The 26,956-nt window shown below is 47.3% G+C and carries 20 protein-coding genes, 1 tRNA gene and 1 pseudogene; 10 read left to right on the forward strand and 12 right to left on the reverse strand.

The annotated features are described in order from the left end of the window. Positions 1-7 precede the first annotated feature (7 nt). The gene (gene xdhA, locus AACU94_RS01840; RefSeq protein ID WP_135488825.1) at positions 8-2,305 is read right to left on the reverse strand and encodes a xanthine dehydrogenase molybdenum-binding subunit XdhA; all 2,298 of its coding nucleotides are present in this window, start codon (positions 2,303-2,305) and stop codon (positions 8-10) included. 368 nt (positions 2,306-2,673) lie between these two features. On the opposite strand from xdhA, the gene actS reads away from it, so the two are divergent. Beyond that, the gene (gene actS, locus AACU94_RS01845; protein WP_135488826.1) at positions 2,674-3,432 is read left to right on the forward strand and encodes an amidase activator ActS; all 759 of its coding nucleotides are present in this window, start codon (positions 2,674-2,676) and stop codon (positions 3,430-3,432) included. Positions 3,433-3,510: 78 nt separating this feature from the next. Beyond that, a tRNA-Gly gene (locus AACU94_RS01850) sits at positions 3,511-3,584 on the forward strand. Positions 3,585-3,748: 164 nt separating this feature from the next. Here the strand turns inward: AACU94_RS01850 and AACU94_RS01855 are convergent. The 5 genes and pseudogenes from AACU94_RS01855 to AACU94_RS01875 all read right to left on the reverse strand — a co-directional run bounded on the left by AACU94_RS01855 (position 3,749) and on the right by AACU94_RS01875 (position 9,696). Next, positions 3,749-5,155: a winged helix-turn-helix domain-containing protein gene (locus AACU94_RS01855; RefSeq protein WP_135488827.1), complete on the reverse strand. Its 1,407-nt coding sequence runs from the start codon at positions 5,153-5,155 to the stop codon at positions 3,749-3,751. A gap of 590 nt (positions 5,156-5,745) precedes the next feature. Further along, positions 5,746-6,229 (reverse strand): annotated as a pseudogene (locus AACU94_RS01860) (hypothetical protein). Continuing rightward, the gene (locus AACU94_RS01865; protein ID WP_135488828.1) at positions 6,216-7,031 is read right to left on the reverse strand and encodes a winged helix-turn-helix domain-containing protein; all 816 of its coding nucleotides are present in this window, start codon (positions 7,029-7,031) and stop codon (positions 6,216-6,218) included. Before AACU94_RS01865 ends, AACU94_RS01860 begins: the two are co-directional and overlap by 14 nt. Positions 7,032-7,373: 342 nt before the next feature. Beyond that, positions 7,374-8,006, reverse strand: coding sequence for a helix-turn-helix transcriptional regulator (locus AACU94_RS01870; RefSeq protein WP_135488829.1), 633 nt, complete (start codon positions 8,004-8,006; stop codon positions 7,374-7,376). A gap of 460 nt (positions 8,007-8,466) precedes the next feature. After that, the gene (locus tag AACU94_RS01875) at positions 8,467-9,696 is read right to left on the reverse strand and encodes an amino acid permease (RefSeq protein ID WP_135488830.1); all 1,230 of its coding nucleotides are present in this window, start codon (positions 9,694-9,696) and stop codon (positions 8,467-8,469) included. A gap of 254 nt (positions 9,697-9,950) precedes the next feature. Here AACU94_RS01875 and AACU94_RS01880 point away from each other — a divergent pair, with 254 nt between their 5' ends. From AACU94_RS01880 to ygeA, 5 genes are all read left to right on the forward strand, one after another. Continuing rightward, positions 9,951-11,138 (forward strand): acetyl-CoA C-acetyltransferase, encoded by a 1,188-nt coding sequence (locus AACU94_RS01880; protein ID WP_135488831.1) that lies wholly within the window; start codon positions 9,951-9,953, stop codon positions 11,136-11,138. Positions 11,139-11,416: 278 nt separating this feature from the next. Then, positions 11,417-12,253 carry a 5-dehydro-4-deoxy-D-glucuronate isomerase gene (gene kduI, locus AACU94_RS01885; protein WP_135385569.1) on the forward strand — a complete coding sequence of 279 codons (837 nt, stop codon included), beginning with the start codon at positions 11,417-11,419 and terminating at the stop codon, positions 12,251-12,253. Positions 12,254-12,281: 28 nt separating this feature from the next. Beyond that, positions 12,282-13,043, forward strand: a complete 762-nt coding sequence (kduD, locus tag AACU94_RS01890; protein ID WP_130207762.1) for a 2-dehydro-3-deoxy-D-gluconate 5-dehydrogenase KduD — start codon at positions 12,282-12,284, stop codon at positions 13,041-13,043. A 315-nt stretch (positions 13,044-13,358) separates the two neighbouring features. Further along, on the forward strand, positions 13,359-14,777 hold the full coding sequence (araE, locus tag AACU94_RS01895) for an arabinose-proton symporter AraE (protein ID WP_130207760.1): 1,419 nt from the start codon (positions 13,359-13,361) through the stop codon (positions 14,775-14,777). A 118-nt stretch (positions 14,778-14,895) separates the two neighbouring features. Beyond that, a complete protein-coding gene (gene ygeA, locus AACU94_RS01900) occupies positions 14,896-15,588 on the forward strand; it encodes an amino acid racemase (protein WP_130217896.1) in 693 nt (230 codons plus the stop codon). A gap of 4 nt (positions 15,589-15,592) precedes the next feature. Here ygeA and lysR read toward each other — a convergent pair whose 3' ends face one another. Further along, complete coding sequence (lysR, locus tag AACU94_RS01905; protein ID WP_135488832.1) at positions 15,593-16,510, reverse strand: DNA-binding transcriptional regulator LysR; 918 nt, start codon at positions 16,508-16,510, stop codon at positions 15,593-15,595. Between the two features lie 121 nt (positions 16,511-16,631). On the opposite strand from lysR, the gene lysA reads away from it, so the two are divergent. Then, positions 16,632-17,894: a diaminopimelate decarboxylase gene (lysA, locus tag AACU94_RS01910; RefSeq protein ID WP_135488833.1), complete on the forward strand. Its 1,263-nt coding sequence runs from the start codon at positions 16,632-16,634 to the stop codon at positions 17,892-17,894. A gap of 6 nt (positions 17,895-17,900) precedes the next feature. Here the strand turns inward: lysA and galR are convergent, their stop codons facing one another. Continuing rightward, positions 17,901-18,932, reverse strand: a complete 1,032-nt coding sequence (galR, locus tag AACU94_RS01915) for an HTH-type transcriptional regulator GalR (RefSeq protein ID WP_130207752.1) — start codon at positions 18,930-18,932, stop codon at positions 17,901-17,903. 585 nt (positions 18,933-19,517) lie between these two features. On the opposite strand from galR, the gene aas reads away from it, so the two are divergent. Continuing rightward, on the forward strand, positions 19,518-21,677 hold the full coding sequence (aas, locus tag AACU94_RS01920; RefSeq protein ID WP_135488834.1) for a bifunctional acyl-ACP--phospholipid O-acyltransferase/long-chain-fatty-acid--ACP ligase: 2,160 nt from the start codon (positions 19,518-19,520) through the stop codon (positions 21,675-21,677). Next, on the forward strand, positions 21,670-22,863 hold the full coding sequence (gene lplT, locus AACU94_RS01925) for a lysophospholipid transporter LplT (protein WP_130221486.1): 1,194 nt from the start codon (positions 21,670-21,672) through the stop codon (positions 22,861-22,863). The genes aas and lplT overlap by 8 nt, the downstream gene beginning before the upstream one ends. Before the next feature lie 38 nt (positions 22,864-22,901). Here lplT and AACU94_RS01930 read toward each other — a convergent pair whose 3' ends face one another. The 4 genes from AACU94_RS01930 to AACU94_RS01945 all read right to left on the reverse strand — a co-directional run bounded on the left by AACU94_RS01930 (position 22,902) and on the right by AACU94_RS01945 (position 26,935). Then, entirely contained in the window at positions 22,902-24,566 is a 1,665-nt protein-coding gene (locus AACU94_RS01930; RefSeq protein WP_135488835.1) for a DUF4139 domain-containing protein, read from the reverse strand. 147 nt (positions 24,567-24,713) lie between these two features. Beyond that, complete coding sequence (locus AACU94_RS01935) at positions 24,714-25,754, reverse strand: NADP(H)-dependent aldo-keto reductase (RefSeq protein ID WP_130217886.1); 1,041 nt, start codon at positions 25,752-25,754, stop codon at positions 24,714-24,716. Positions 25,755-25,861: 107 nt separating this feature from the next. Beyond that, complete coding sequence (gene ygdR / locus AACU94_RS01940; protein ID WP_000758660.1) at positions 25,862-26,080, reverse strand: lipoprotein YgdR; 219 nt, start codon at positions 26,078-26,080, stop codon at positions 25,862-25,864. Positions 26,081-26,221: 141 nt separating this feature from the next. Continuing rightward, entirely contained in the window at positions 26,222-26,935 is a 714-nt protein-coding gene (locus AACU94_RS01945; protein ID WP_064529833.1) for a TerC family protein, read from the reverse strand. Between the last annotated feature and the right edge of the window lie 21 nt (positions 26,936-26,956).

A 26,956-nucleotide genomic window follows, 5' to 3' on the forward strand; every position in this document is an offset into this window, starting at 1 on the left:
GTTATCCTCAAATCAATCCTGCCAGATGGAACTCTTCATATAACCGTTTTGGTGTCAGCGGCAGCGTATTGATTGCGACACCGGTAGCCATCTTCACCGCATTACGAATTGCAGCGGCAACAGGAATAATTGGCGGCTCACCCAGTGACTTATGTCCATATGCAGATTGTGGTTCATTAATTTCGACAAACGCACTTTCCAGTTGTGGCAGATCCGGCATGGTCGGCATTTTGTAATCCAGTAAATTTGGGTTACGCACCACGCCACTTTTCGCGTCGATGATCATCTCTTCAAAAAGCGCCCAGCCGATGCCCATCCCCATCCCGCCGTGAACCTGACCTTCAGCCAGCAGCGGATTAAGAATATGGCCCGAATCATGAACGTTGAGGATGCGGTTGATGGTGACCTTACACAGCGCGATATCGACTGTCAGATCAACAAAGGTACAGCCAAACGCCGGTGGGTTCGTGGTGGTTTTGATTGAGCTTTCTGCAGAAAGTTGCCCGCCACGTTCAGGATGATAAAACGCATCCATTGCCAGATCTTTTAACGACAGTAACGCCTCTTCCGGTCTTTCAACCAGTACGATATGGCCTTTTATCAGGGTTAGATTCATCGCCGACAGATGCAGCATTACTGCGGCGTGAGCGATGATTTTCTCTTTTAATAACAGTGCCGCACTGCGCAGCGCAGGCGCGGCAACATAGCTCTGACGTGAGGCAAATGCGCCTGGATCGAATGGCGTAATATCGGTATCTTGCGTCGAAATTACGCGTACATCACTGACCGGAACGCCCACGCTTTCAGCTACCATTTGCGAGAACACCGTGTCGGCACCCTGACCGATTTCCGTCGCGCCGCTTTGCACGTTGATGGTTCCATCCTGATTCATCAACAGGCGCGCGCCAGCGATTTCTACACCGACAGGCCAGGTGTTAGAGGTGTAGCTAAAACAGGCGACGCCAATGCCGCGGCGCAGATTGCCCTGCGGGTTCTGGCACTCTGCACGGCGTTTTTCCCATTCAAAGATTTCCCGCCCTTTTTCCAGACACTCTGGCAATCCGGCACTGTAGATGCGTTTGCCTGTGAGTGGATTTGTATCGCCTTCGCGGGCGGCATTGCGTAAACGAATTTCAACCGGGTCAATGCCCAGCGCTTCAGCAGCGTCATCCAGCATAGATTCAACAGCAAAAACCACCTGCGGTGCGCCATAGCCACGCATCGCACCCGCTGAGGGTAGATTGGTATAGCAAGTCTTTGAGCTATAAGAATAGGCACAGCGCGGGTAGAGATAAGCAACTTTATTGCCGCCTGCAGAAGCGATGGAATGACCGTGTGAAGCATAAGCGCCGGTGTTAGACAGAACATCCAGGCTATAGCCTTTCAGCGTACCATCGCGGTTGACGCCCATTTGTCCGTCAATGGTAAAAGCGTGGCGAGTGCGGGTCGCCAGAAAACACTCTTCGCGGCTTAGGGAAACTTTCACCGGAATGCCGCCGAGTTTACTGGTCAGAAATGCCGCCATCGGCTCTTCCAGTACATCTTGTTTATTACCAAAACCACCGCCGACAAAGGGCTTGATAACCCGCACGCACGACCAGGGAATATCCAGCGCCTGACCGACAACGCGGCGGACAATATGCGGGATTTGGGTGCTGGAAACGATGGTAATTCGTGAATCGTCTTCCATCCACGCCAATGAGGTCACGCTTTCCATATGACAATGTTGAATGACCGGCGTCTGATAATGCCCCTGCACCTGATAATCGGCGGCGTCGATTGCTTGCTGGACATTCCCTGTCGACATCGTGCTTTGTTTCAGTAAATTGCCGCCGCTATGGATTGGCGCAGCGTCTTCTGCCAGTGCCGCTTCTGGCGTGGTAATGACGGGTAATTCCTGCCATTCGATGTGAACAAGTTGCGCTGCTTTTTCCGCTGTGAGTTCATCACGGGCAACGACAATAGCAACCGCATCTCCATGATGGCGGACGTGGCGTGTTAACAGAGTGCGATCGGCAGTATCGCGTTTATTTTCATCCAGAGTCCAGGCATGGCCCGCCGTGGCAAAGGAAATATCAGGGACATCTTCCCAGGTAAATACGGCCAGTACGCCTGGTAAACTTCTGGCTTGTTCATCGTTAATGCTCACCGCATAACCATGTGCTATTGGGCTACGTACATATTTCGCGTAACACATGCCCGCCATAACATAATCGTCAGTATATCGTGCCCGCCCGGTGACCTTCGCAATGGCATCGACGCGCATGCATGATTCACCTGTAGCGGTTGCTTCCCGCGCTTCCATAGAAATCCCCTTGATTTGAACATTTGGTTCTTATGGCAATGATTAAGTCTTTGCAGGCAAGAATTACGCCAGAAACGACTATAAACACGAGGGGAGGGGGGAAGTGTGATGTCGTTAAAAAAAACGCTACGGATGATGCATTTTTATCAGCAAAGAAAGTGAGTGCAGTTTATCAATATGAGCGTGATAAAAATCATTGTGATAAATGAGTATTAGAGGTCAATCAGGATGGTTCCGATGTTTGCCAACGGTGCTAATTGATTCTTTAACAGTTATTGATTCGTACATGCCTGTTCCCACGCAATGGATTGGGGATCTGACGGGGGGCTGCTATGATATAGCGTCTTGTTTTTTAGCGAGGAAAGATTTTGAGCGCAGGACGCCTGAATAAAAAAACTCTGGGTATCGTGATGCTGTTATCGGTAGGGCTGCTTCTGGCTGGCTGCTCGGGTAGCAAATCATCAGATACAGGAACGTATTCCGGCTCCGTTTACACCGTGAAACGGGGGGATACGCTTTATCGTATTTCACGCACCACGGGAACCAGCGTAAAAGAGCTAGCCCGACTCAACGACATCTCCCCCCCCTATACCATAGAAATCGGCCAAAAGCTGAAACTGGGTGGGGCGAAAAAAAGCAGTAACAGCACGCGTAAAACCACCGGCAAATCGACGACAAAAACAGCGTCAGTGACACCGTCTTCGGCCGTTTCGAAATCTTCATGGCCGCCGGTTGGGCAACGTTGCTGGTTATGGCCAACGAGCGGAAAGGTTATTATGCCTTACTCAATGGCAGATGGCGGCAATAAAGGGATTGATATTGCGGCGGCACGCGGGACGCCAATATACGCTGCAGGTGCCGGGAAAGTGGTATATGTGGGTAATCAGCTGCGTGGTTACGGTAATCTTATAATGATTAAACACAGTGAAGATTACATTACTGCTTATGCCCATAACGACACGATGTTGGTGAACAATGGGCAAAGTGTTAAGGCTGGGCAAAAGATAGCAACTATGGGAAGTACTGATGCGGAATCCGTGCGGCTACATTTCCAGATTCGCTACCGTGCTACGGCAATAGATCCTTTGCGCTACTTGCCGCCACAGGGTAGCAAGCCAAAGTGCTGATGGCGAATTAATCAGCAGTCAGTAGCAAGGCACTTGCTTAGGAGAGCGTAAGGTTTATAATGCCTTACGCATCTCGAAGCGGGCGTAGTTCAATGGTAGAACGAGAGCTTCCCAAGCTCTATACGAGGGTTCGATTCCCTTCGCCCGCTCCAGTTTCTTACTTTTTCTCTTTCTCAGTTTTTTCCGTAGTCATCGAATTCTTCCGTTATTGTTGATACGTTCACGTCAGATGTAGATAAATCCAATATCCCCTATAAAAATAGAGTGTATAGCTCAAAATATAGAGCACTATTCTGCTTATGATATTTATTGCAGATCAAGCGACCTCATATTGAGCATTAAAATCAATAATGCTGTTAACTTTTGTCAATTGCTTCAATTTTTGAATGTTATTGATAATAACTAAATGATATTCTTTCTCTGTTCCGTGATAAGAGAACGCATTTCTTTCATTGTGTGTTGTAGAAACATATACATCAATGCATTTTTTTATTATAGCGGCTTTATGTCTTTTGGGTTCAAGTAGCAGTGACTGGTCTATACAAGCGATAGCATCTTCAATTCTTTCGTTATATATATTTACCAGTGTCTTATAGTAATACAAGGAGGCTACATCTAATACTTGTGTCTGTGCATGGTCAAAAAAAATGCGTGATGCAGTCGTTTGTCCGGAAAGACCGGTTATCAGTCCCATAATTCCTAAAATATTCCCATCGAAAATATTTTTATCAGATACCTTATCTATAAAGGCCAATGCTTTTTGAGTTGCATGTTTAAGTTCGTATAGACCATGAAGTGCCATAGACATATGACATTCAGCCAACAGGCAATAGCATTCATTGGTTATTGACTGAGCATTAGATTTATTTTTAACACTTTCAAATATAGTTATTGCATTGGCAATGCTTTCAGGCGTGAATTCATTCAGTTCATTTTTCCCGGCAGACATTTCGGCTGATAAAATATTTTCATCAGAAGGTACGTGTCGGGACATAAAACCTGGTTCTACTTTAGGTTTCTTCATTGCCAGATATAAGTTGCTAATTATAAAGTGTGAGATTTTTTGTATGTCATCTGCCTGAAGATGTGTACTGGCAATAAGATAAAAACTTTTTGCATCGATTACTTCAATATATAAACTATTTGAAGCATCATATTTGCTGATTCTTCCTGTGACAAAATAATCGGGTTTGAACCTGGCCAGGAAGGCTGTCTGAGATTTATTATCTATGCAATACTGGGTTGCAGCCATTGGATATATATAGAGATCATCGGTTTTTTTATTTGAGATTAGTTGTACAAGTTCCTGATTAAGCGCTAATGGATCCTGACTACTGTGAGATATTGTAAATGGAAATAAAGCAATAGTGCTGCCTGGAGCATTATCTTGATTTTCTTTTATCTTGAATACTTGCCCACTGAATCGATAACCTTTTCTATATATGGTTTCAATGCAACGGTTGTAGCCAATTCTTTCAAAAATACATCTTAATGAATAGATGCATCGTGTAAGGGATTCGTCACTTACAATTACATTTTTCCATACAGATTCGATGATCGCATCTTTGGATACAACATTTCCCGCCGATTCAAGCAATACAAATAATACACCGAGTTCTTTCGGCGGGATGTAAAATTCCTCATTCCCTTTTGTAAGAATGCCATCCTCTGTAAGTATGATTCCATCAGGGAAATGATATGAAAACTTATTTTCTAAATCCATTAGCTCACCTCTATTAAGTTTGTGGTTTTTGGCATCCTGCATGAGTAACAGATATAACTGATATTCATATATTTCATTTAACGAAATTCATCATGATTGTTTAAGTTAATTTATATTAGCTTGATATGATTGTAATCTGAAATATTCTTAATTAATGATTTGTTAATCATGTAAGTATATAACCTATTGAAAATCATTGATAAAGTTCCGCTTATCACATTTCTTAATTTAATGTAATTGTTCATTTAAGATAAAATGATAGGCTGTGAGGAATAGTTATTCGTCGACTGACAATCTGGTGTGAAAGAATTATTGCAAGAGTAATTTTATTTATTAATAGCTATTATGTTTATGTGCTCTATTAAACATCTCTGTGCGAACCAGCGTTTATTTTTACACCATTATTGTCATAGTGGAGTGCGGAAGGATTTTTTAATGACGGATGTAATTTGAATGGGGGAGGGGATTGCCGCATGAACCGTCAGAGATGAAGATGGCTAAAAGAATATATAAAGATTATATTCCAATGCCTGAAATGTTATATTTGTTGTTTTGACTTTTAATTACAGATGCAGCATCAAGTTGTTTTGTTACCTTGCGCAATACATAATTGCTCTATTGCCAATGCTTAAAAGAAAATCATGATTGTTCTGTTTTTGAACATTATAGCTTATCATTTTTCCCGGGAATATATAAAAATCAGGCAGGAGTTGTGCCAGATTATCATCTGAAATTTGATCGATAATATCAAATTTATTTATTTTGGTAGAGGTAAGATGCAAAGTGTCATAATTTTCGATCCACGTATATTCAATATCTCGGCGAAATGATTTATAAGTGTTCGTGTTTTGTTTCCAGGTGCCGCTAAGCGCAACAGTTCCTGTCTTTTTATTTTTATTATACATAAAGTCAATAGTGAGATTAGCCCTTCCCTGGTCATTAAATATAATCCAATTGGCCGTGCATTTCTCATTGTATACTATTTGTTCTTTGGAATAATGATAGGCAATAAAAAAAAATGAAGCCACTGAGAAAGCATAAAATAATAAACAGCGTTTTTTTATAACGAATCATGGTTAACTCCGCGATACGATAGAGTTAAACAGTCTGCAACTGTGTTATTACTATGGTTTTTTTTGCATGCCATAACAATCAATCCGGGAGATGATTTATCGAGAGGGAAATATAGCCAGGGGTACTTTTTACAATCAATTCCAGATCCTAATATACGGTTCTTATATTGATCGAGATCTTTCAACCCATCAATGCTATCTTCTGTAACATTGAAATGACAACCATTTATTTGTGCAACAGTTTTGTAATCTTTAAAGAATGATTTGGGCTGACTATTGTGCCAGAGAAAAAATGCGGTAAGCAAACCTACGGAAAATGCACTTAGCATGGGTAAATAATTTTTAGATAGCCTGACTATATTTCTGAGATAATTATCTGGATGACCACTTGTCTCTTTAAACTCATCTTTAACGTTCAAGCATTGGGGAGATATGGTCTTTTGTGCATCTGCAGAAGGGATTATTACATGGTTTTCTATGTTTACATCATTACTGAGCTTAAAACCTTTTCTCGGTACGGTTGCAATAAGCGAATGGTTGGTTTCACCAACCGTGCGAAACCCGCGTCTGATAATCGATATATTTTGATATAACGTGTTGACCGGTACTCGCATGCCTTCTTCTTCCCAGACTCTGGAGAAAAAATCCTGTTGTGCAACCACATCAGGAAAGGCTTCAAGTAGCAGCGATAAGCACCTGCTTGCTGGCGTTGTCAGAACGGCGTTAAGCTCGGCGTCATGTACCGAAATTAATTTTCTGTGCTCTGGCCAGAACTCAATATTATCGTTAATAATCCAGTACATACGTCAATGAAACATAAAATTAAGTAAATTGAAATAATATAGTTTGATAAGTATATTAGTATTCATGGAATAAATATATATTAATTTTATATTTATCATGCAAACTATAATTATAGCATATCAGTGCAACTTAAAATTCCATGTGAATTAACAAATTTAACACTCTTAACCGTTGTCTTTATGCCTTCTTCTCGCAATATCTTTTCATTTTTGCGGTGGTGCGTAAGGTGACATAATTAAATAAGCGCTCAAATAAACCGAATTAAAAGTTCATGTGATAAAATACGGGCATCTTTATAAGTGCCCGTATATACAATGCTTATTATTATTGACAGTTACGTTTCAGTGCTGAACGGAGTGTGAACGGATAAATAATTCGTTTATTTTACCACCCATCCTTTTTTCAATTCTTTGCTTGTAGGCGTAGATGCTACGGATATCCATATCAAGAACCTCTGCAATCTGATATGGATTATAACCAGAAACCATATGTCCCATAATGGTGAACTCCATTTGAGTTAACGTATTGCCTCTGGTAAATGACAAATAACGACCAATGAATAGTTGCCTGATCTTTTCGTTGGCAATATCCAGTCCATCATCATTATATATAATGGCTGATATCGAGGAGTTGTGTTTCCTCCAGTAATTAGCAAGAGATTGCATATTTCGATCGCTTACTAACACTATTCCCATCTCAGTACTCGTAAGATAGTCGATCCAGTCACTCTCTAAAAAAAGGCGTAAAAAGCTTACTGAAAAATCTACAAAAATATATCCGCTTAATCGCGCATTGTGGTTTTTACTTAATATACCTTCAACCACGCCACGATTAAAATACGAACTCTCTTCGGGCCACATACAAAAACATGCATTTGCACAATACTGCAAACGTGGTGATTTTTCTGGCATTATTTGGCAATGCATTGAGCAACTATTGCATGTAAGACTTTTATAGCGACTACAAAGCCTCATGTTAATAACCTCCCTATTCATAGATAATTGCATAATTTCATTGGTTATTGATGATGTCAATACACTCTGATTTAGTAAGCTTTTTGTGAAAAATTGTGTTTAATCCGTATTTGATATTATTCTTAATGACATATTTAAGCGTGCATCATTAAGCTTTAAATGTGATTGGATTTCACTCAGTTAATCATGTTGACCTTATTGCAAATCAGACAAGTGCCTAATGTATTAAGAATATCTATACTGCGAATTGTTTTCGAATGACCAGAAGATATCTTGTAAATCTAAGTGATGCATCTTAAATAGTCTTAATTAAGATGTTCAGATTTTTATTTAGGATAACAGCTTGATAATGTTCGTTTAAGTTATGGAGCATTTGGGGAGGGTGAACAATGCAAGATGCGCATTGTAAGAATTGGAATGGTTCAAAATAGTGGTTATTTTGAACCATTCACATCAGTGATTAGCTAAAGAACATTACCGATACGCACAGGATACCGACGATCAACGTAATTAGATTTCCGATGGAGCGCCAGGGCTTAAGTGCCGGGATGAGATATGTTGACAGCGTTGGCATGATAAAAAGAATCATGGCAATAAGTGGACCACTGATCGCATAAATCATCGAAATCGCATTAGGGTTTATGCAGCAAACGATGAAAGTAATCAGTGATACTAACATAATTGATAGCGCGCGGTTAAATGCACGGCTTTTTTTAACCCCTGCCTGCTGTAGCGTTGTTTTGACTAATTCCGTTGCACCTTCAATAACACCAAAGTAGGTACCTAAAAATGATTTAGACATTGCTACAACCGCGACAATTATTCCCGAAATCGACAACCATGCAGGGGCATTTGGCAGCATAGAAAGTGCCGATAAAATGGTAACACCCTCTTCTTTAGCTGTTTCAATATAAGATGGTGGTATTGATAACAGGCAGCTAAAGACGAAGAAAAGCACGCTCACACAAATGATGAGATAAGCGATTTTCATAATTTTTTTGCATTTATCCATAGCGTGTTCGCCATATTTTTCACGTCTATCAATAGCAAACGTAGAAATAATGGGCGTATGGCTAAAGGCGAAAACCATCACGGGAATCGATATCCATATCTGGTGAAGGGTATTCTGATTGAACTCTACCTGGGTAGTTAATAGAGCGGGTTGCCAGCTACCGACGAGGTAGAAAGAAAGAAATAAGAAATAGGCAATTAGTGGAAACACCAAAAATCCCATTACCCGAATTGTGGCATGGCGCCCCATCAGAAAGATGAGATTCAGAATTAACACAACACCCAGACTCACCAGCATACGAATGCGCAGGTCGATGACCATATGCTTTGCCAGTTGTTCTGTCAGCGAATTGGTGATCGCCACTGCATATATCAACACGACGACAAAAAAAGCAATGAAGTAAAGAGTGGTAATCAGATTGCCGATCTTCTTGCCATAGTAATGAGTTACTGCGCCAGTAATCCCTTCGCCTGCGGATGTTTTTGAAGAAAGGATGAACTGGCACAGGGCCTTATGTGGCCAATATGTTAAAGGCCATGCGACCAGTGCTGTAATAAACAGGACTACCGCTCCCGCTGAACCTAGCTGAATAGGGAGAAAGAGCGTGCCTGCGCCAACGGCTGTGCCGTAAAGTGCGAAGCTCCAGAGAGTTTCTTCTTTTGACCAAATTTTAGACATTATTTGAACGTATCATCTACAAATTAAGAAAAATGGAGGGCAATTTACCATAAACCAGGTCAAACATGGGAGATTAACGCTATATCAGCTCATGGATTCATGGGTTAGTAGATGCAAACCTTGCGTGCCAGTTGGGTATCCATCCCTCATTCCGGTGAATTTCCTTTGTGATAAAAATCACTATTTTTAAACATTTAAAATAATTTTTATTAACAATCATTTACTATTGCGCTGTTAATCTGTGCGAGGTTGTGATGAAAGACGTTGTGATTGTCGGTGCGTTACGAACACCTATCGGCTGCTTTCGTGGAGCGTTGGCTGGCCATTCTGCCGTAGAACTTGGTAGCCTGGTCGTGAAAGCGTTATTAGAACGCACTGGCGTTCCTGCACATGCGGTGGATGAAGTGATTCTGGGGCAGGTTCTGACCGCAGGGGCTGGGCAGAATCCAGCACGGCAATCGGCCATTAAAGGTGGTCTACCCAACAGTGTTTCGGCAATTACGATTAATGATGTTTGTGGTTCCGGGTTAAAAGCACTGCATCTTGCCACACAAGCGATCCAGTGTGGCGAGGCTGATATTGTCATCGCCGGTGGTCAGGAAAACATGAGTCGCGCACCACATGTCCTGACTGATAGCCGTACCGGAGCACAGCTTGGCGATAGCCAACTGGTTGATAGTTTGGTGCATGATGGCTTATGGGATGCATTCAATGATTACCATATTGGTGTCACTGCCGAAAATCTGGCGCGTGAATATGGTATCAGCCGTCAATTACAAGATGCCTATGCACTTAGTTCACAACAAAAAGCGCGGGCGGCCATTGACGCTGGACGATTCAACGATGAGATTGTCCCGGTGAGAACGCAAAACAATGGGCAGCTGCTGATTGTTGATACCGATGAACAGCCGCGTACCGATGCCAGTGCAGAAGGGCTGGCGAGCTTAAACCCATCATTTGATAGCCACGGTTCTGTTACTGCGGGTAATGCTTCATCTATTAATGATGGTGCTGCTGCAGTAATGATGATGAGCGAAGCCAAAGCGCGAGCATTGAATTTACCCGTGCTGGCACGTATTCGCGCCTTTGCCAGTGTTGGTGTTGATCCTGCGCTGATGGGGATTGCTCCGGTATATGCGACTCGCCGTTGCCTCGAGCGTGTGGGCTGGCAGCTTTCTGATGTCGATCTTATTGAGGCTAATGAAGCGTTTGCCGCGCAGGCGCTTTCCGTTGGCAAAATGCTCGAATGGGATGAACGTCGGGTCAATGTTAACGGTGGCGCAATTGCGTTGGGTCACCCGATTGGCGCATCCGGTTGCCGTATTCTGGTTTCTTTGGTCCATGAAATGGTAAAACGCAACGCGCGTAAAGGGCTGGCTACACTTTGTATTGGCGGTGGTCAGGGCGTGGCGTTAACTATTGAACGTGACGACCCGATCTAAATTCCTTTCTATTCGTTAAACATCTGCCGCCATCAAGCCATTTCATGATGATGGTTGGCACGTCTGCGCACATACCCCATAGACTCTGAGTTTTTCCTTCACCTGACTTATTCGTGATCGACGCGACACTTTTCTCAATCCCTTATCGAAAAATGAAACAATGTTTTATTTTTGATTGAAAAGCGCACTGTGCAGGCATATCATCCTTTAAAGAATAAAACGAAACGATGTTTCACAATCGTTGTAATTTTACAGTTCAATGATTATCGGAGGTTGATGTGGACGTAAGACAGAGCATCCACAGTGCGCATGCAAAAACGCTGGATACACAGGGGCTGCGCAATGAATTTTTGGTTGAAAAGGTATTCGTCGCGGATGAGTACACGATGGTTTACAGCCACATTGACCGCATTATTGTTGGCGGCATTATGCCGGTAGCAAAAACGGTTTCTGTTGGCGGGGAAGTTGGAAAACAACTGGGCGTGAGCTACTTCCTGGAGCGTCGCGAGCTGGGCGTTATTAATATTGGCGGCGCTGGTACGATTACCGTCGATGGTCAATGCTACGAAATCGATCACCGCGACGCTCTCTATGTTGGCAAAGGTGCAAAAGAAGTGGTCTTTGCCAGCATTGATAGTGCCACTCCGGCGAAGTTTTATTACAACTGCGCACCTGCTCATACGACGTATCCCACTAAAAAAGTGACCCCGGCTGAAGTCGCTCCGGTTACGCTGGGCGATAACATCACCAGTAATCGTCGCACAATTAACAAATATTTTGTGCCAGATGTGCTGGAAACCTGCCAGTTGAGCATGGGGCTAACGGAGCTGGCTCCGGGAAACCTGTGGAATACCATGCCATGCCACACCCACGAGCGTCGGATGGAAGTTTACTTCTATTTCAACATGGATGATGACGCCTGCGTTTTCCACATGATGGGGCAACCGCAAGAAACGCGTCACATTGTGATGCATAACGAGCAGGCCGTCATTTCCCCGAGTTGGTCTATCCACTCCGGCGTAGGGACCAAAGCTTATACCTTTATCTGGGGCATGGTCGGTGAAAACCAGGTCTTCGATGATATGGACCACGTTGCCGTTAAAGACCTGCGCTAGTTGCGGGCAAAATGAATAAGGTATTATCATGATTTTAAAAGAATTTTCTCTTGATGGTAAAGTCGCGGTAGTCACTGGTTGTGACACTGGACTGGGGCAGGGGATGGCGCTGGGACTGGCGCAAGCGGGCTGTGATATCGTCGGCATTAATATCGTTGAACCGACAGAAACCATTGAACAGGTCACGGCGCTGGGGCGTCGCTTTTTAAGCCTGAACGCCGATCTACGTCAGATTGATGGCATTCCTGCACTGCTGGATCGTGCGGTAGCAGAGTTCGGCCATATTGATATCCTGGTGAATAACGCCGGATTGATTCGCCGTGAAGATGCACTCGATTTCAGTGAAAAAGACTGGGACGATGTGATGAACCTGAACATCAAAAGTGTATTCTTCATGTCCCAGGCGGCGGCGAAACACTTCATCGCACAGGGCAACGGCGGCAAGATTATCAATATCGCGTCCATGCTCTCATTCCAGGGCGGGATCCGCGTACCTTCGTATACCGCATCAAAAAGCGGCGTGATGGGCGTGACCCGTCTGATGGCGAACGAATGGGCAAAACATAACATCAACGTTAATGCGATTGCTCCGGGCTATATGGCGACCAACAATACCCAACAACTGCGGGCTGATGAACAGCGTAGTGCGGAAATTCTTGACCGCATCCCGGCAGGGCGTTGGGGATTGCCGAGCGATCTGATGGGGCCAGTGGTGTTCCTTGCCTCCAGTGCTTCAGACTATGTGAATGGTTATACCATCGCTGTAGATGGCGGCTGGCTGGCGCGTTAAGTTATTCAATTCACTTTTATGACCCTGCCGTATGGCAGGGTTTTTTATACCTGCAGATCATCATAATCCATATCTCGGTTATGAAATAATCCATATCAATTATCAATTAATGAACTTTATGAGTTTTATCTACTTTAAAATTAGGTAGTTAATAATAATGTTAATAATTTTACTTAATTTGAAAATTGGAATGTCCATCACATAACCGCATGTCGTAGCAATTTAATCCATATTTATACTAATTCCGACCTGACACCAGAATGAGTTGTTCACGTATTTTTTCACTATGTCTTATTCTCTGCTGGCAGGAAAAAAATGGTGACTATCAATACGGAATCTGCTTTAACACCGCGTCCTCTGCGAGATACGCGTCGTATGAATATGTTTGTTTCGGTAGCTGCTGCGGTCGCAGGATTGTTATTCGGTCTTGATATCGGGGTCATCGCCGGAGCGTTGCCGTTCATTACCGATCACTTTGTGCTAACCAGTCGATTGCAGGAATGGGTGGTCAGTAGCATGATGCTCGGCGCGGCAATTGGTGCGCTGTTCAATGGTTGGCTGTCGTTCCGCCTGGGACGTAAATACAGTTTGATGGCAGGGGCTATCCTGTTTGTGCTCGGTTCGATAGGGTCGGCTTTTGCGACCAGCGTAGAAATGTTAATCGCCGCTCGTGTGGTGCTTGGTATTGCCGTGGGGATTGCCTCTTATACAGCTCCACTGTACCTCTCTGAAATGGCGAGTGAAAACGTACGTGGCAAGATGATCAGTATGTACCAGTTGATGGTAACGCTGGGCATCGTGCTGGCGTTTTTATCCGACACTGCATTCAGCTATAGCGGTAACTGGCGTGCAATGTTAGGTGTTCTTGCCTTACCGGCAGTCCTGCTGATTATTCTGGTTGTTTTCCTGCCAAATAGCCCGCGCTGGCTGGCGGAGAAAGGGCGTCATATCGAGGCGGAAGAAGTGCTGCGTATGCTGCGCGATACATCAGAAAAAGCGCGAGAAGAACTTAACGAAATTCGTGAAAGCCTGAAGTTAAAACAGGGCGGTTGGGCGCTGTTTAAAATCAACCGTAACGTACGTCGTGCGGTATTCCTCGGTATGTTGTTGCAGGCGATGCAACAATTTACCGGTATGAACATCATCATGTACTACGCGCCGCGCATCTTCAAAATGGCGGGCTTTACGACGACCGAACAGCAGATGATTGCGACTCTGGTCGTAGGGCTAACCTTTATGTTTGCTACTTTTATTGCGGTGTTTACGGTAGATAAAGCCGGGCGTAAGCCGGCACTGAAAATTGGTTTCAGCGTGATGGCGCTAGGCACCCTGGTGCTGGGCTATTGCCTGATGCAGTTTGATAACGGTACGGCTTCCAGTGGCCTGTCCTGGCTCTCTGTTGGCATGACGATGATGTGTATTGCCGGTTATGCGATGAGCGCCGCGCCAGTGGTGTGGATCCTGTGCTCTGAAATTCAGCCGCTGAAATGCCGCGATTTTGGTATTACCTGTTCGACCACCACGAACTGGGTGTCGAACATGATTATCGGCGCGACCTTCCTGACGCTGCTCGACAGCATTGGTGCTGCCGGTACGTTCTGGCTCTACACCGCGCTGAACATTGCGTTTGTGGGTATTACCTTCTGGCTCATTCCGGAAACCAAGAATGTTACGCTGGAGCATATCGAACGCAAACTGATGGCAGGCGAGAAATTGAGAAATATCGGCATCTGATGTCTCTGGCCGGATGTGCTGTACATCCGGCCTTTTTTTCGCTAATAGAGATCGGGCGCCAGGCCGTTGAGTTCCTTATTCAGCCTTGCTGCATTAACTCACAAGTCAGGAGAAAGGAATGAAAACAATTGGTCTGCTAGGGGGTATGAGCTGGGAATCCACTATTCCTTACTATCGTCTGATAAATGAAGGCATTAAACAGCGACTTGGTGGGCTTCACTCTGCGCAAGTGCTGCTACATAGCGTTGATTTTCATGAAATAGAAGAGTGTCAACGTCGCGGGGAGTGGGACAAAGCAGGAGAAATTCTGGCTGAAGCGGCGCTTGGCTTACAGCGGGCGGGGGCTGAAGGCATTGTGCTATGTACCAATACGATGCACAAAGTAGCGGATGCTATCGAATCCCGTTGTTCACTGCCTTTCTTACATATTGCGGATGCCACCGGACGTGCAATTACCCGTGCCGGAATGACTCGCGTGGCGCTGCTGGGGACACGCTACACCATGGAACAGGATTTTTATCGTGGGCGACTGGCGGCGCAATTTTCCATCGACTGTCTGATCCCTGAAGCAGATGAACGGGCGAAAATTAATCGGATTATTTTTGAAGAACTGTGTCTGGGGCAATTTAGCGAAACATCGCGCACTTATTATGCGCAAGTGATTGCTCGCCTCGCAGAACAGGGCGCGCAGGGCGTCATTTTTGGCTGTACGGAAATTGGTTTACTGGTGCCAGAAGAGCGCAGTGTTCTGCCTGTGTTTGATACTGCGGCTATTCATGCCGAGGATGCAGTAGCCTTTATGCTGTCGTAATTCGCTACAAAATAGCCTCAAGAGCGGCTACCAGTTTTGGTAAACCGGTTTGTAAATGCTTGCTGAATGCCTGCACCAGTGCTGATGACGGGCGGTGCAGGGGGCGAATCAGGCTGACGGTGAAGGGAACCGCAATACTGAACCGCCGAACCACCAATCCGCTTGCCGCATAATCCAGAGCGGTGAGCGGGTTAACTACCGAAACTCCCGCCCCCGCCCGTACCATCGCGCAAACTGACGCGGCGCTATGGGTTTCTACTATCATGCGTCGTTTAACCTGATTCTCACTAAACAACTGATCCAACAGCTGGCGATAGCTGTCTGTACGGGAAAGGCTGATGTAGTTCTCACCCTGAAAATCTTCCGGTGTTAATACCTTTTTTACCGCCAGCGGATGACCTGGCGGTAAAACACACACTTCATCTAAAGACAGTAATTCGGTGCGTTCCGTACCCGCAGGTGTATGCAGCGTTTCGGTGAGTCCGAGATCATGACGCTGTGCCGAAAGCCACTCTTCAAGTAGCGGTGATTCCTGCGGGACAATGTTTAAGCTGACTTCAGGATAACGGGCCAGAAACGGTTGTAGCAGCGGCGGCAAAAAAGACTGCGAAAAGACCGGCAGGCAGGCAATAGACAGTTCTCCCTGGCGAAACTCGCGCAGACTTTCGGCGGCGCTGACGATGCGATCCAGCCCGTACCAGGAGCGCTGCACCTCTTCAAACAGACGCAGCCCTTGAACGGTAGGGTGTAATCGACCGCGTACGCGTTCAAACAGTTTCAACCCGATCACCTTTTCAAAGCGCGCCAGTTCGCGGCTGACGGTTGGCTGTGAAGTATGCAGCAGTTGTGCCGCCTCAGTCAGGCTGCCGGCGGTCATAACCGCATGAAAAATTTCAATATGACGTAAGTTAACGGCGGCCATTGGCGTTCTCTCGCAATCCGGTAATCCATATCATTTTTGCATAGACTCGACATAAATCGATATTTTTTATTCTTTTTATGATGTGGCGTAATCATAAAAAAGCACTTATCTGGAGTTTGTTATGCCACATTCACTGTTCAGCACCGATACCGATCTCACCGCCGAAAATCTACTGCGTTTGCCCTCAGAATTTGGCTGCCCGGTGTGGGTCTACGATGCGCAAATTATTCGTCGGCAGATTGCAGCGCTGAAACAGTTTGATGTGGTGCGATTCGCGCAGAAAGCCTGTTCCAATATTCATATTTTGCGCTTAATGCGTGAGCAGGGTGTGAAAGTAGATTCCGTCTCATTGGGGGAAATCGAGCGTGCGCTGGCGGCGGGATATAATTCACAAACGCATCCCGATGACATCGTCTTTACCGCGGATGTTATCGATCAGGCAACGCTTGAGCGCGTCAGTGAATTGCAAATTCCGGTGAATGCGGGGTCTGTTGATATGCTCGAGCAACTGGGTCAGGTTTCGCCAGGACATCGGGTATGGCTGCGCGTTAACCCGGGGTTTGGTCACGGACACAGCCAAAAAACCAATACCGGTGGCGAAAACAGCAAGCACGGCATCTGGTATACCGATCTTCCGGCCGCGCTGGAAGTCATACAACGTCATTATCTGCAATTGGTTGGCATTCACATGCATATCGGTTCTGGTGTTGATTATGCGCATCTGGAGCAGGTGTGTGGCGCGATGGTGCATCAGGTCATCGAATTCGGTCAGGATTTACAGGCTATTTCTGCGGGGGGCGGGCTTTCTGTTCCGTATCAGCAGGGAGAAGAGGCGGTTGATACTGAACATTATTATGGTCTGTGGCATGCCGCGCGTGAGCAAATCGCCCGCCATCTCGGTCACCCTGTGAAACTGGAAATCGAACCGGGTCGCTTCCTGGTAGCGCAGTCTGGTGTGTTAATTACCCAGGTGCGGAGCGTCAAACAAATGGGGAGTCGCCACTTTGTGCTGGTTGACGCTGGATTTAACGATCTGATGCGCCCGGCAATGTATGGCAGTTATCACCATATTAGCGCGCTGGCGGCTGATGGTCGCTCTCTTGAACATGCGCCAACGGTGGAAACCGTTGTCGCAGGGCCATTATGTGAATCGGGCGATGTCTTTACCCAGCAGGAAGGGGGGAATGTCGAAACCCGTGCCTTACCGGAAGTGAAGGCTGGCGATTATCTGGTGCTGCATGATACCGGCGCATATGGTGCGTCAATGTCATCTAACTACAATAGTCGCCCACTGTTGCCAGAAGTTCTGTTTGATAATGGTCAGGCGCGGTTGATTCGCCGCCGCCAGACCATTGAGGAATTACTGGCGCTCGAGTTGCTTTAATCGCGGCTAGTCGCTGGCTGCGTTATGACTTGCATCCAGCGACGGTGTTGAAACTGAATGGCGACGTACCAGCGTAGGACTAAAGACGTTGGTGATTTCTGGCAGTGGGCGATTATCCGCCAGCGCCAATGCCAGCTCTGCAGCCTGGGTCGCCATTGTCACTATTGGGTAACGGACCGTGGTCAGCCGTGGGCGTACATAACGTGACACCAGCACATCATCAAAACCAATCAGCGAAATTTCACCCGGTACATCAATCCCATTGTCATTGAGCACGCCCATCGCGCCTGCCGCCATCGAGTCGTTATAACAAGCCACGGCGGTGAAATTTCTGCCTCTTCCCAACAGTTCAGTCATCGCCTGTTCGCCACCGCTTTCGTCCGGTTCGCCGAAAGTCACCAGCCGATCATTAGCCGGAATACCGCTTTCGGCAAGGGCATCGTAATACCCTCGCAGACGATCTTCGGCATCAGAAATAGAGTGGTTAGAGCAGAGATAACCAATGCGCGTATGACCTTGCTGAATTAAATGGCGCGTCGCCAGCCAGGCACCGTAGCGATCGTCCAGAGCGATACAACGACTCTCAAAACCCGGAAGGATCCGGTTGATTAACACCATGCCGGGTATTTGCTTCATCAATGAGGACAAATCGGCATCCGGGATCATTTTGGCATGGACGACCAGCGCGGCGCAGCGATGGCGAATCAACTGCTCAATGGCCTGGCGCTCTTTTTGTTCGTTGTGGTAACCGTTGCCAATTAATAAGAAATTACCGGTATGGTAAGCCACCTGTTCGACCGCTTTCACCATTGCACCGAAAAACGGATCGGAAACATCACCAACGACCAGGCCAACCGTTTCAGTGGTCTGTTGCGCCAACGCGCGGGCGTTAGCGTTCGGGTGATAACTCAGAGATTCCATTGCGCTATGCACAGCCAGACGAGAAGCTTCGCTGGCTTTTGGAGAGTTATTAATGACGCGGGAAACGGTGGCGACTGAAACGCCTGCCAGTCGGGCTACATCCTTAATGGTCGCCATGAAAATACCTTTGTGGGTAAACGCTTACATTCTGTCAGTGTTACGGAAAACGCCCGTTGGTTCAAGGGGCGTTGTGATTTCAGCGTGGGAAGTGTGCGCGAAACGAGAATACGTAAGGAAAAAAAGAGATTGCAAACCTTTGGTTACACTTTGCGAAACGCTGTTGCGATTGACTGCTGGTGGCATTTGTCTACAGGTTGATAAAGTGGTGATCCCAGAGGTATTGATAGGTGAAGTCAACTTCGGGTTGAGCACATGAATTACACCAGCCTGCGCAGATGCGCAGGTTTTTTTTGCCTGTCGCAAATCTGTAACAGTAACCGACAATTTACACACCTCGTTGCATTTCCCTTCATTCCTTTGCTTTTTCTCGCTGGCGAAGCGTCGTCGTGCGGACCACAATCAAGATCCCAGAGGTATTGATTGGTGAGATTATTCGGTACGCTCTTCGTACCCTGTCTCTTGCACCAACCTGCGCGGATGCGCAGGTTTTTTTTCGCACCGACTTTACTGTCGCTCGAGCCCTTCATCTCGTGTAATCTCACCGCATTCGCATTTAATGAATAATGAGCAAAGGGAGTTGAAATGCTTTTTAGCTTTTTTCGAAATTTGTGCCTTGCTCTGTACCGCGTTCGCGTGACAGGTGACACCCAGGCGCTGAAGGGCGAGCGCGTTCTTATCACGCCCAATCACGTCTCTTTTATTGATGGCATTCTGCTGGCGCTATTTTTACCTGTTCGCCCAGTGTTTGCTGTTTACACCTCCATCAGCCAGCAGTGGTATATGCGTTGGTTGAAATCATTTATCGACTTCGTTCCTCTCGATCCGACACAGCCGATGGCAATCAAACATCTGGTTCGTTTGGTGGAACAAGGCCGTCCGGTAGTGATTTTCCCGGAGGGGCGTATCACGACCACCGGTTCGCTGATGAAAATTTACGATGGCGCCGGTTTTGTGGCGGCGAAGTCAGGCGCGACGGTTATTCCGGTGCGAATTGAAGGGGCGGAGCTTACGCACTTCAGTCGCCTGAAAGGTCTGGTTAAACGGCGCTTGTTCCCGCAAATTCATCTGCATATTTTGCCTCCCACGCAGGTGCCGATGCCAGATGCGCCGCGCGCCCGTGACCGCCGTAAAATCGCGGGGGAAATGCTGCACCAAATTATGATGGAAGCGCGTATGGCGGTACGCCCACGTGAAACGCTGTACGAATCACTACTGAGCGCAATGTACCGTTTTGGGGCCAGGAAAAAGTGTGTCGAAGACGTCAACTTTACCCCGGATACCTATCGCAAGTTGCTCACTAAAACACTGTTTGTTGGTCGCATCCTCGAAAAATATAGCGTTGAAGGGGAAAGAATCGGCTTAATGCTGCCCAATGCGGGCATTAGTGCGGCAGTGATTTTTGGGGCCATCGCCCGCCGCCGTATTCCGGCAATGATGAACTACACCGCCGGGGTAAAAGGGCTGACCAGCGCCATTACGGCGGCTGAAATCAAAACTATATTCACTTCCCGCCAGTTCCTCGACAAAGGCAAACTCTGGCATCTGCCGGAGCAGCTGACTCAGGTACGCTGGGTGTATCTGGAAGATTTAAAAGCGGATGTCACCACTGCCGACAAAGTGTGGATCTTCGCCCATCTGTTGATGCCGCGTCTGGCACAGGTAAAACAGCAGCCAGAAGAAGAGGCGCTGATCCTCTTTACCTCCGGTTCTGAAGGCCATCCGAAAGGCGTCGTCCATAGCCATAAAAGCATTCTGGCGAACGTCGAGCAGATTAAAACGATTGCCGATTTCACCACCAACGATCGCTTTATGTCGGCGTTACCGCTGTTTCACTCCTTTGGTTTAACTGTTGGCTTGTTTACGCCCCTGCTGACGGGCGCAGAAGTCTTCCTTTACCCCAGTCCATTACATTACCGCATTGTGCCTGAACTGGTGTACGACCGCAGTTGTACGGTGCTTTTCGGCACTTCGACCTTCCTTGGTCATTACGCGCGCTTCGCCAACCCGTATGACTTCTATCGTCTACGCTATGTGGTGGCTGGCGCGGAGAAACTACAAGAAAGCACCAAACGACTTTGGCAGGATAAATTTGGTCTGCGTATTCTTGAAGGCTACGGCGTGACTGAATGTGCGCCAGTGGTGTCCATCAACGTACCGATGGCAGCGAAACCCGGCACCGTCGGGCGTATTTTGCCGGGGATGGATGCACGTCTGCTGGCGATTCCGGGGATTGAAGAAGGTGGTCGCCTGCAACTAAAAGGGCCGAACATAATGAACGGCTACCTGCGGGTGGAGAAACCAGGCGTGCTGGAAGTGCCAACGGCTGAGAACATCCACGGTGAGATGGAGCGCGGCTGGTATGACACTGGCGATATCGTGCGTTTTGATGAACAGGGATTTGTGCAGATTCAGGGGCGGGCAAAACGCTTCGCCAAAATTGCCGGAGAGATGGTTTCACTGGAAATGGTGGAACAACTGGCACTTGGTGTTTCTCCAGATAAAGTCCATGCCACCGCGATTAAGAGCGACGGCAGTAAAGGCGAGGCGCTGGTATTGTTCACTACAGACAGCGAACTGACGCGCGATAAACTACAGCAATATGCCCGCGAGCACGGCGTACCGGAACTTGCCGTACCGCGTGACATTCGCTATCTGAAACAGATGCCATTACTGGGCAGCGGCAAGCCTGACTTTGTCACGTTGAAAAGTTGGGTAGACGAAGCGGAAAAACACGATGAGTGAGTCAGTGCACACTAACACTTCGCTATGGTCGAAGGGAATGAAAGCAGTTATTGCCGCGCAGTTTCTCTCTGCGTTTGGCGATAACGCGCTGCTGTTTGCCACTCTGGCGCTACTGAAAGCGCAGTTCTACCCGGACTGGAGTCAGCCAATCCTGCAAATGGTGTTTGTGGGCGCTTACATTCTTTTTGCGCCGTTTGTCGGTCAGGTGGCGGATAGCTTTGCGAAAGGCCGGGTAATGATGTTTGCCAACGGCCTTAAGTTGCTGGGTGCTGCCAGTATTTGTTTTGGCATTAATCCGTTTCTCGGTTATACGCTGGTGGGCGTCGGTGCAGCGGCTTATTCTCCGGCGAAATACGGTATTCTTGGCGAGTTAACTACCGGTAATCAGTTAGTGAAAGCTAACGGCTTGATGGAAGCCTCCACCATTGCGGCGATTTTACTCGGTTCCGTAGCCGGTGGCGTGCTGGCGGACTGGCATGTTCTTGCTGCGCTGGCGGCCTGTGCGCTGGCTTATGCTGGCGCGGTAGCCGCAAATCTCTACATTCCGAAACTGGCGGCGGCGCGTCCGGGACAGTCGTGGAATCTCATCAACATGGCCCGCAGCTTTATCTCTGCTTGCGCTGTATTATGGCACAACGGTGAAACACGATTTTCGCTGGTGGGAACCAGTTTATTCTGGGGCGCGGGGGTTACGTTGCGTTTCCTGTTGGTGCTGTGGGTGCCGGTGGCGCTGGGCATTACCGATAACGCGACCCCGACCTACCTCAACGCGATGGTGGCGATTGGCATCGTGGTTGGTGCGGGGGCGGCAGCAAAACTGGTCACCCTGGAAACCGTATCACGCTGCATGCCAGCCGGCATTTTGATTGGCGTGGTGGTGCTGATTTTCTCCCTGCAACACGAACTGCTGCCAGCCTATGCCTTGCTGATGTTGATTGGCGTACTTGGGGGCTTTTTTGTCGTACCGCTCAATGCATTATTACAGGAGCGAGGCAAAAAAAGCGTCGGGGCGGGGAATGCGATTGCAGTACAAAATCTCGGCGAAAACAGCGCCATGCTGCTGATGTTGGGAATTTACTCGCTGGCAGTAATGGTAGGCATCCCCGTAGTGCCCATAGGCATTGGCTTTGGTGCACTGTTTGCGCTGGCAATAACGGCGCTGTGGATTTGGCAACGCCGTCATTAATCTTTTGCCAGATGGCACATTCAGCCATCTGGCGAAGGTCACATTCCCGAAGGGTGCATACCTTTCGGATACTTCACGCTGTAAGAGAATGGCAGACTCACGTTCTCTTTGCCTGACAGTTTCAGCGTCCAGGTAAGTTCACCCGTTTTCGCATCAAACTGCGCCTGCCCGTACTGCATTTTTTCTACCGTAATATCACTATTAGCACTGACTGGGATCTGGTCGAGCAGAGTGATATCCACCGCTTCACCGTAGCTGTTCTTCACATTAAGGGTGTAACTGAAGTTACGTATTGCGCTGTCGTTAAAGATAGATAACGCATTCTCTTTTTTGAGTGCGGCTTTACGCTGAATAATCAACTTAGGATCGCGGTTAAGCTGAATATCCAGCGACTTGCCATCTTCCGGCGGCTGCAAATAACCCACGCCGGTACGGTTGTTGCCAAAGAAGATCTGACTTTCTCCGGGGATTAAATTTAACTGTTCCCACTCTTTAATTTGCACCTGGAGCCAGGCGTCATTACTGATCTTTGGAATAGCAAAGAAGCGATATTTACCGTTGACCGACTCTTCCTTAATGACCACCGTGCGCGCGGTATTATCGCTGTCGATTTGCCACGGCAGCGAAAGTGCATAGCGAACATTTTGCGCGGTGAAACTTTCTGGTTGCGGTGAAACGGGCGCTGCCGATGCCGCATACATGCGCCCGGCTCGTTGCTCCCTTGTTTTTTGCATCTCTGTCTCCAGGGCTTTCTGCAATTCTGAGGCATCCTGGTCAGAGGACTCTCGCGAACGCTGTTCCATTACGGGTTCCCGCTTATAAGTTGATGCTGAAAGCGAGCCGCCACCATACTCCGGTACATCCACATACTGTGTTTCCAGTTGCGGCAAGGTGAGATGAGTATCAGGTTCATTGGTCGAGAGCACGAGATTAACGTTTTTCCATGCAAGCCCGGTGTACTGGCGAATATTAGCCTTATAAACCAGACGAAGCGGTTGGTTGATAGCACTTGCGTGAACATCATAGAGCGGCGTCCATGCGGCATTTGGCGTCATATAGCGCACCACTGCCTTCGCCGTGACGGCTTGGGGGGCATAGACCTTAGCGATAATAACCTGTGGATCATCGGCAGCCTCTGAATCGCCGTTACTCATACTCTCGCGTTGCTCCAGCTTTTCAATTTCAAGCTGGTTATCAGCAAGTTTCTGCGTCAACTCATTGTCGGCTCGTAGTAACTCACCATTTTTCTCTTTCACCATTTGCAGATACTTGCCAACTTCGGCGGCACTTTTATTGGTTAATGTGCTATTTGCCTCTAATACCTTAATTTGAGCCGCAATATTGTTTTTCTCGGCGGTTAGTTTTGCCTGTTCCACCTTTGCTGCTTTTAACTGTTGCTGAATCTCTGACGGCAACGCATTCGGCTGTGTTTCCATTAGCGCGATACGTGAGGAAAGCACCGTCACTCCGTTATCGATAGAGATAGCGATGCTGTCGTCGGTTACTGAATTGGCAATATGGGTGAAGATGATTTCGCTTTCACCTGCCGGTAAGTTGAGTGTCTCTTCACCTTGCAGGCTGGCACCATGCAGATAAACCGTGACGTCTTTCAGCGTTAACGGTTGGGTTAATTGCGCACTCCAAACGGAAGAAACGGAACCGACAAACAGCATAGCGAGAGGAAGTGGTCTTAGAATCAACATGGTTATCCTTAACAAGCATTGAAACGCGCGCTGGCGTTGACCGAAAGAGTCTATTGCGCTTTGTCAGGAAAGATGCGGCGAAAAGTAGTGAATATATTCTGAAAAGTGGGAAAAAAGACGCCTGGCGCAAAACGCCAGGCGAGAGGATCACGGTGCCGGATAAGTATAAACCTGATGCACCGCTTCAATTTCTGCCAACACGTCTTCGCTTAACTCCAGATGCAAACTTTCGACGTTAGTTTTCAGCTGTTCCATCGTTGTTGCGCCCAGCAGAGTGCTGGCAACAAACGGTTGACGACGCACAAAGGCCAGCGCCATCTGAGCTGGATCCAGACCATGACGTTTGGCTATATCAACATACGCCGCGACGGCTTTTTGCGTTTGCTCACCGCTGTAGCGAGTGAAGCGGCTAAAGAGCGTATTGCGCGCGCCAGCCGGTTTTGCGCCGTTGAGATATTTCCCGCTCAACGTACCAAAACCCAGACACGAATAAGCCAGTAACTCGACGCCTTCATACTGGCTGACTTCAGCAAGGCCCACTTCAAAGCTGCGATTTAACAAGCTGTAGGGGTTTTGAATAGTGACGATACGCGGCAGGTCGTGTTTATCCGCGAGATGTAAATAGCGCATTACGCCAAATGCGGTTTCATTCGACACGCCGATATAACGAATTTTTCCCGCGCGTTGGTACTCTGCCAGTGCGTCCAGCGTATCCAGCAGCGAAACTGCAGGCGCAGAATCTGTCCAGCTATAACCGAGCTTGCCGAAACAGTTGGTGGGGCGCTGTGGCCAATGCACCTGATAGAGATCGAGATAATCAGTCTGCAGACGCTTGAGGCTGTCATGCAGAGCTTCGCGAATATTCTTCCTGTCCAGCGCCTGATCCGGGCGGATCCCCTTGTCATTATTACGCGACGGTCCGCTCACTTTGGAGGCGATAATTAACTTTTCGCGGTTGCCATGTTTTGCCAGCCAGTTACCGACATAGGTTTCGGTTAACCCCTGAGTTTCGGGGCGTGGCGGTACCGGGTACATCTCGGCAACGTCGATAAGGTTAATGCCCTGAGCAACGGCATAGTCGAGTTGTGCGTGGGCGTCGGCTTCGCTGTTCTGTTCACCAAACGTCATCGTGCCAAGCCCCAGCGTGCTGACTTCCAGCGAGCTGTGGGGTATACGGTGATATTGCATAGCCGTTTCCTTTTTATAATCACGACATAAGGAATATAAAAATGGCAGAGGGAAGGGAAAAGGGAAAGAGAAAAATCTTAAGGTCAGCCGGATGCTGACCTTATTTTTTAACGTTCAATAATTTGCGAAACATCATCACGGTTTATTTGCATCGCGTTACCTTGCTGATCGTGATAACTCACCAGCCCGGTGTCATCATCAATTTCCGGTTTTCCATCTGTCAAAATCATACGGCCATCTTTGGTCGCCATGACGTAATCACTGGAACAGCCGGAAACGGCAAATGCCAGTCCGACTGCAGAAATTAATACTGCCCATTTTTTCATCCGGTCATCCTCACCTATTTTGCCCATTAATGATAATAGACTGTTTATAATCTGACGTTATACATCATGAAAGCAGGAAAATCTTAAACTGTGAGGAAGAGATCTGGCCGAACGCTCTCCCGCAGGAGAGCGAACGGAATATCAGAGCGGATTCTTTTTGTTGCGAATCAGGTTGAGGCTTTCAACCGCAATAGAGAAGAACATCGCGAAGTAGATGTAACCTTTCGGTACGTGGATATCGAAACTTTCCAGAATCAGGGTAAAGCCCACCAGAATCAGGAAAGAGAGCGCCAGCATTTTTACCGAAGGGTGGCGTTCGACAAAATCACCAATCGAGCGCGCGGCGAACATCATCACGCCTACGGCAATCACCACTGCTGCCATCATTATGAATAAGTGATCTGACAGGCCTACAGCGGTAATCACCGAGTCGAGGCTGAAAATAATATCCAGCAGCATAATCTGCACGATAGCGCCGAGGAATGATGAAACGCGAGTTTTCAATCCTTCTTCTTCACCTTCGATGGATTCGTGGATTTCCTTGCTGGCTTTCCAGATAAGGAACAGACCGCCGAGTAACAAAATTAAATCGCGAGCGGAAATTTCCTGACTGAATATTGTAAAAAGCGGATTCGTCAGACGCGTGACCCAGGCAATAGACGCCAGCAACGCCAGACGCATGACCATAGCCGCTGCCAAACCCAGACGCCGCGCGTGGCCACGTTGTGCTGTGGGTAGTTTTGCCACCACCAGCGAGAGGAAAATAATATTATCGATCCCAAGAACGATCTCCAGCAGCGTCAGCGTACCGAGCGCAAGCCAGGCGTTAGGATCGGTTACCCATGCAAATAACATCAAACAAAGCCCTGCCAAAAA

This window comes from Escherichia sp. E4702, from assembly GCF_963883545.1.
Classification (GTDB): Bacteria; Pseudomonadota; Gammaproteobacteria; order Enterobacterales; family Enterobacteriaceae; genus Escherichia.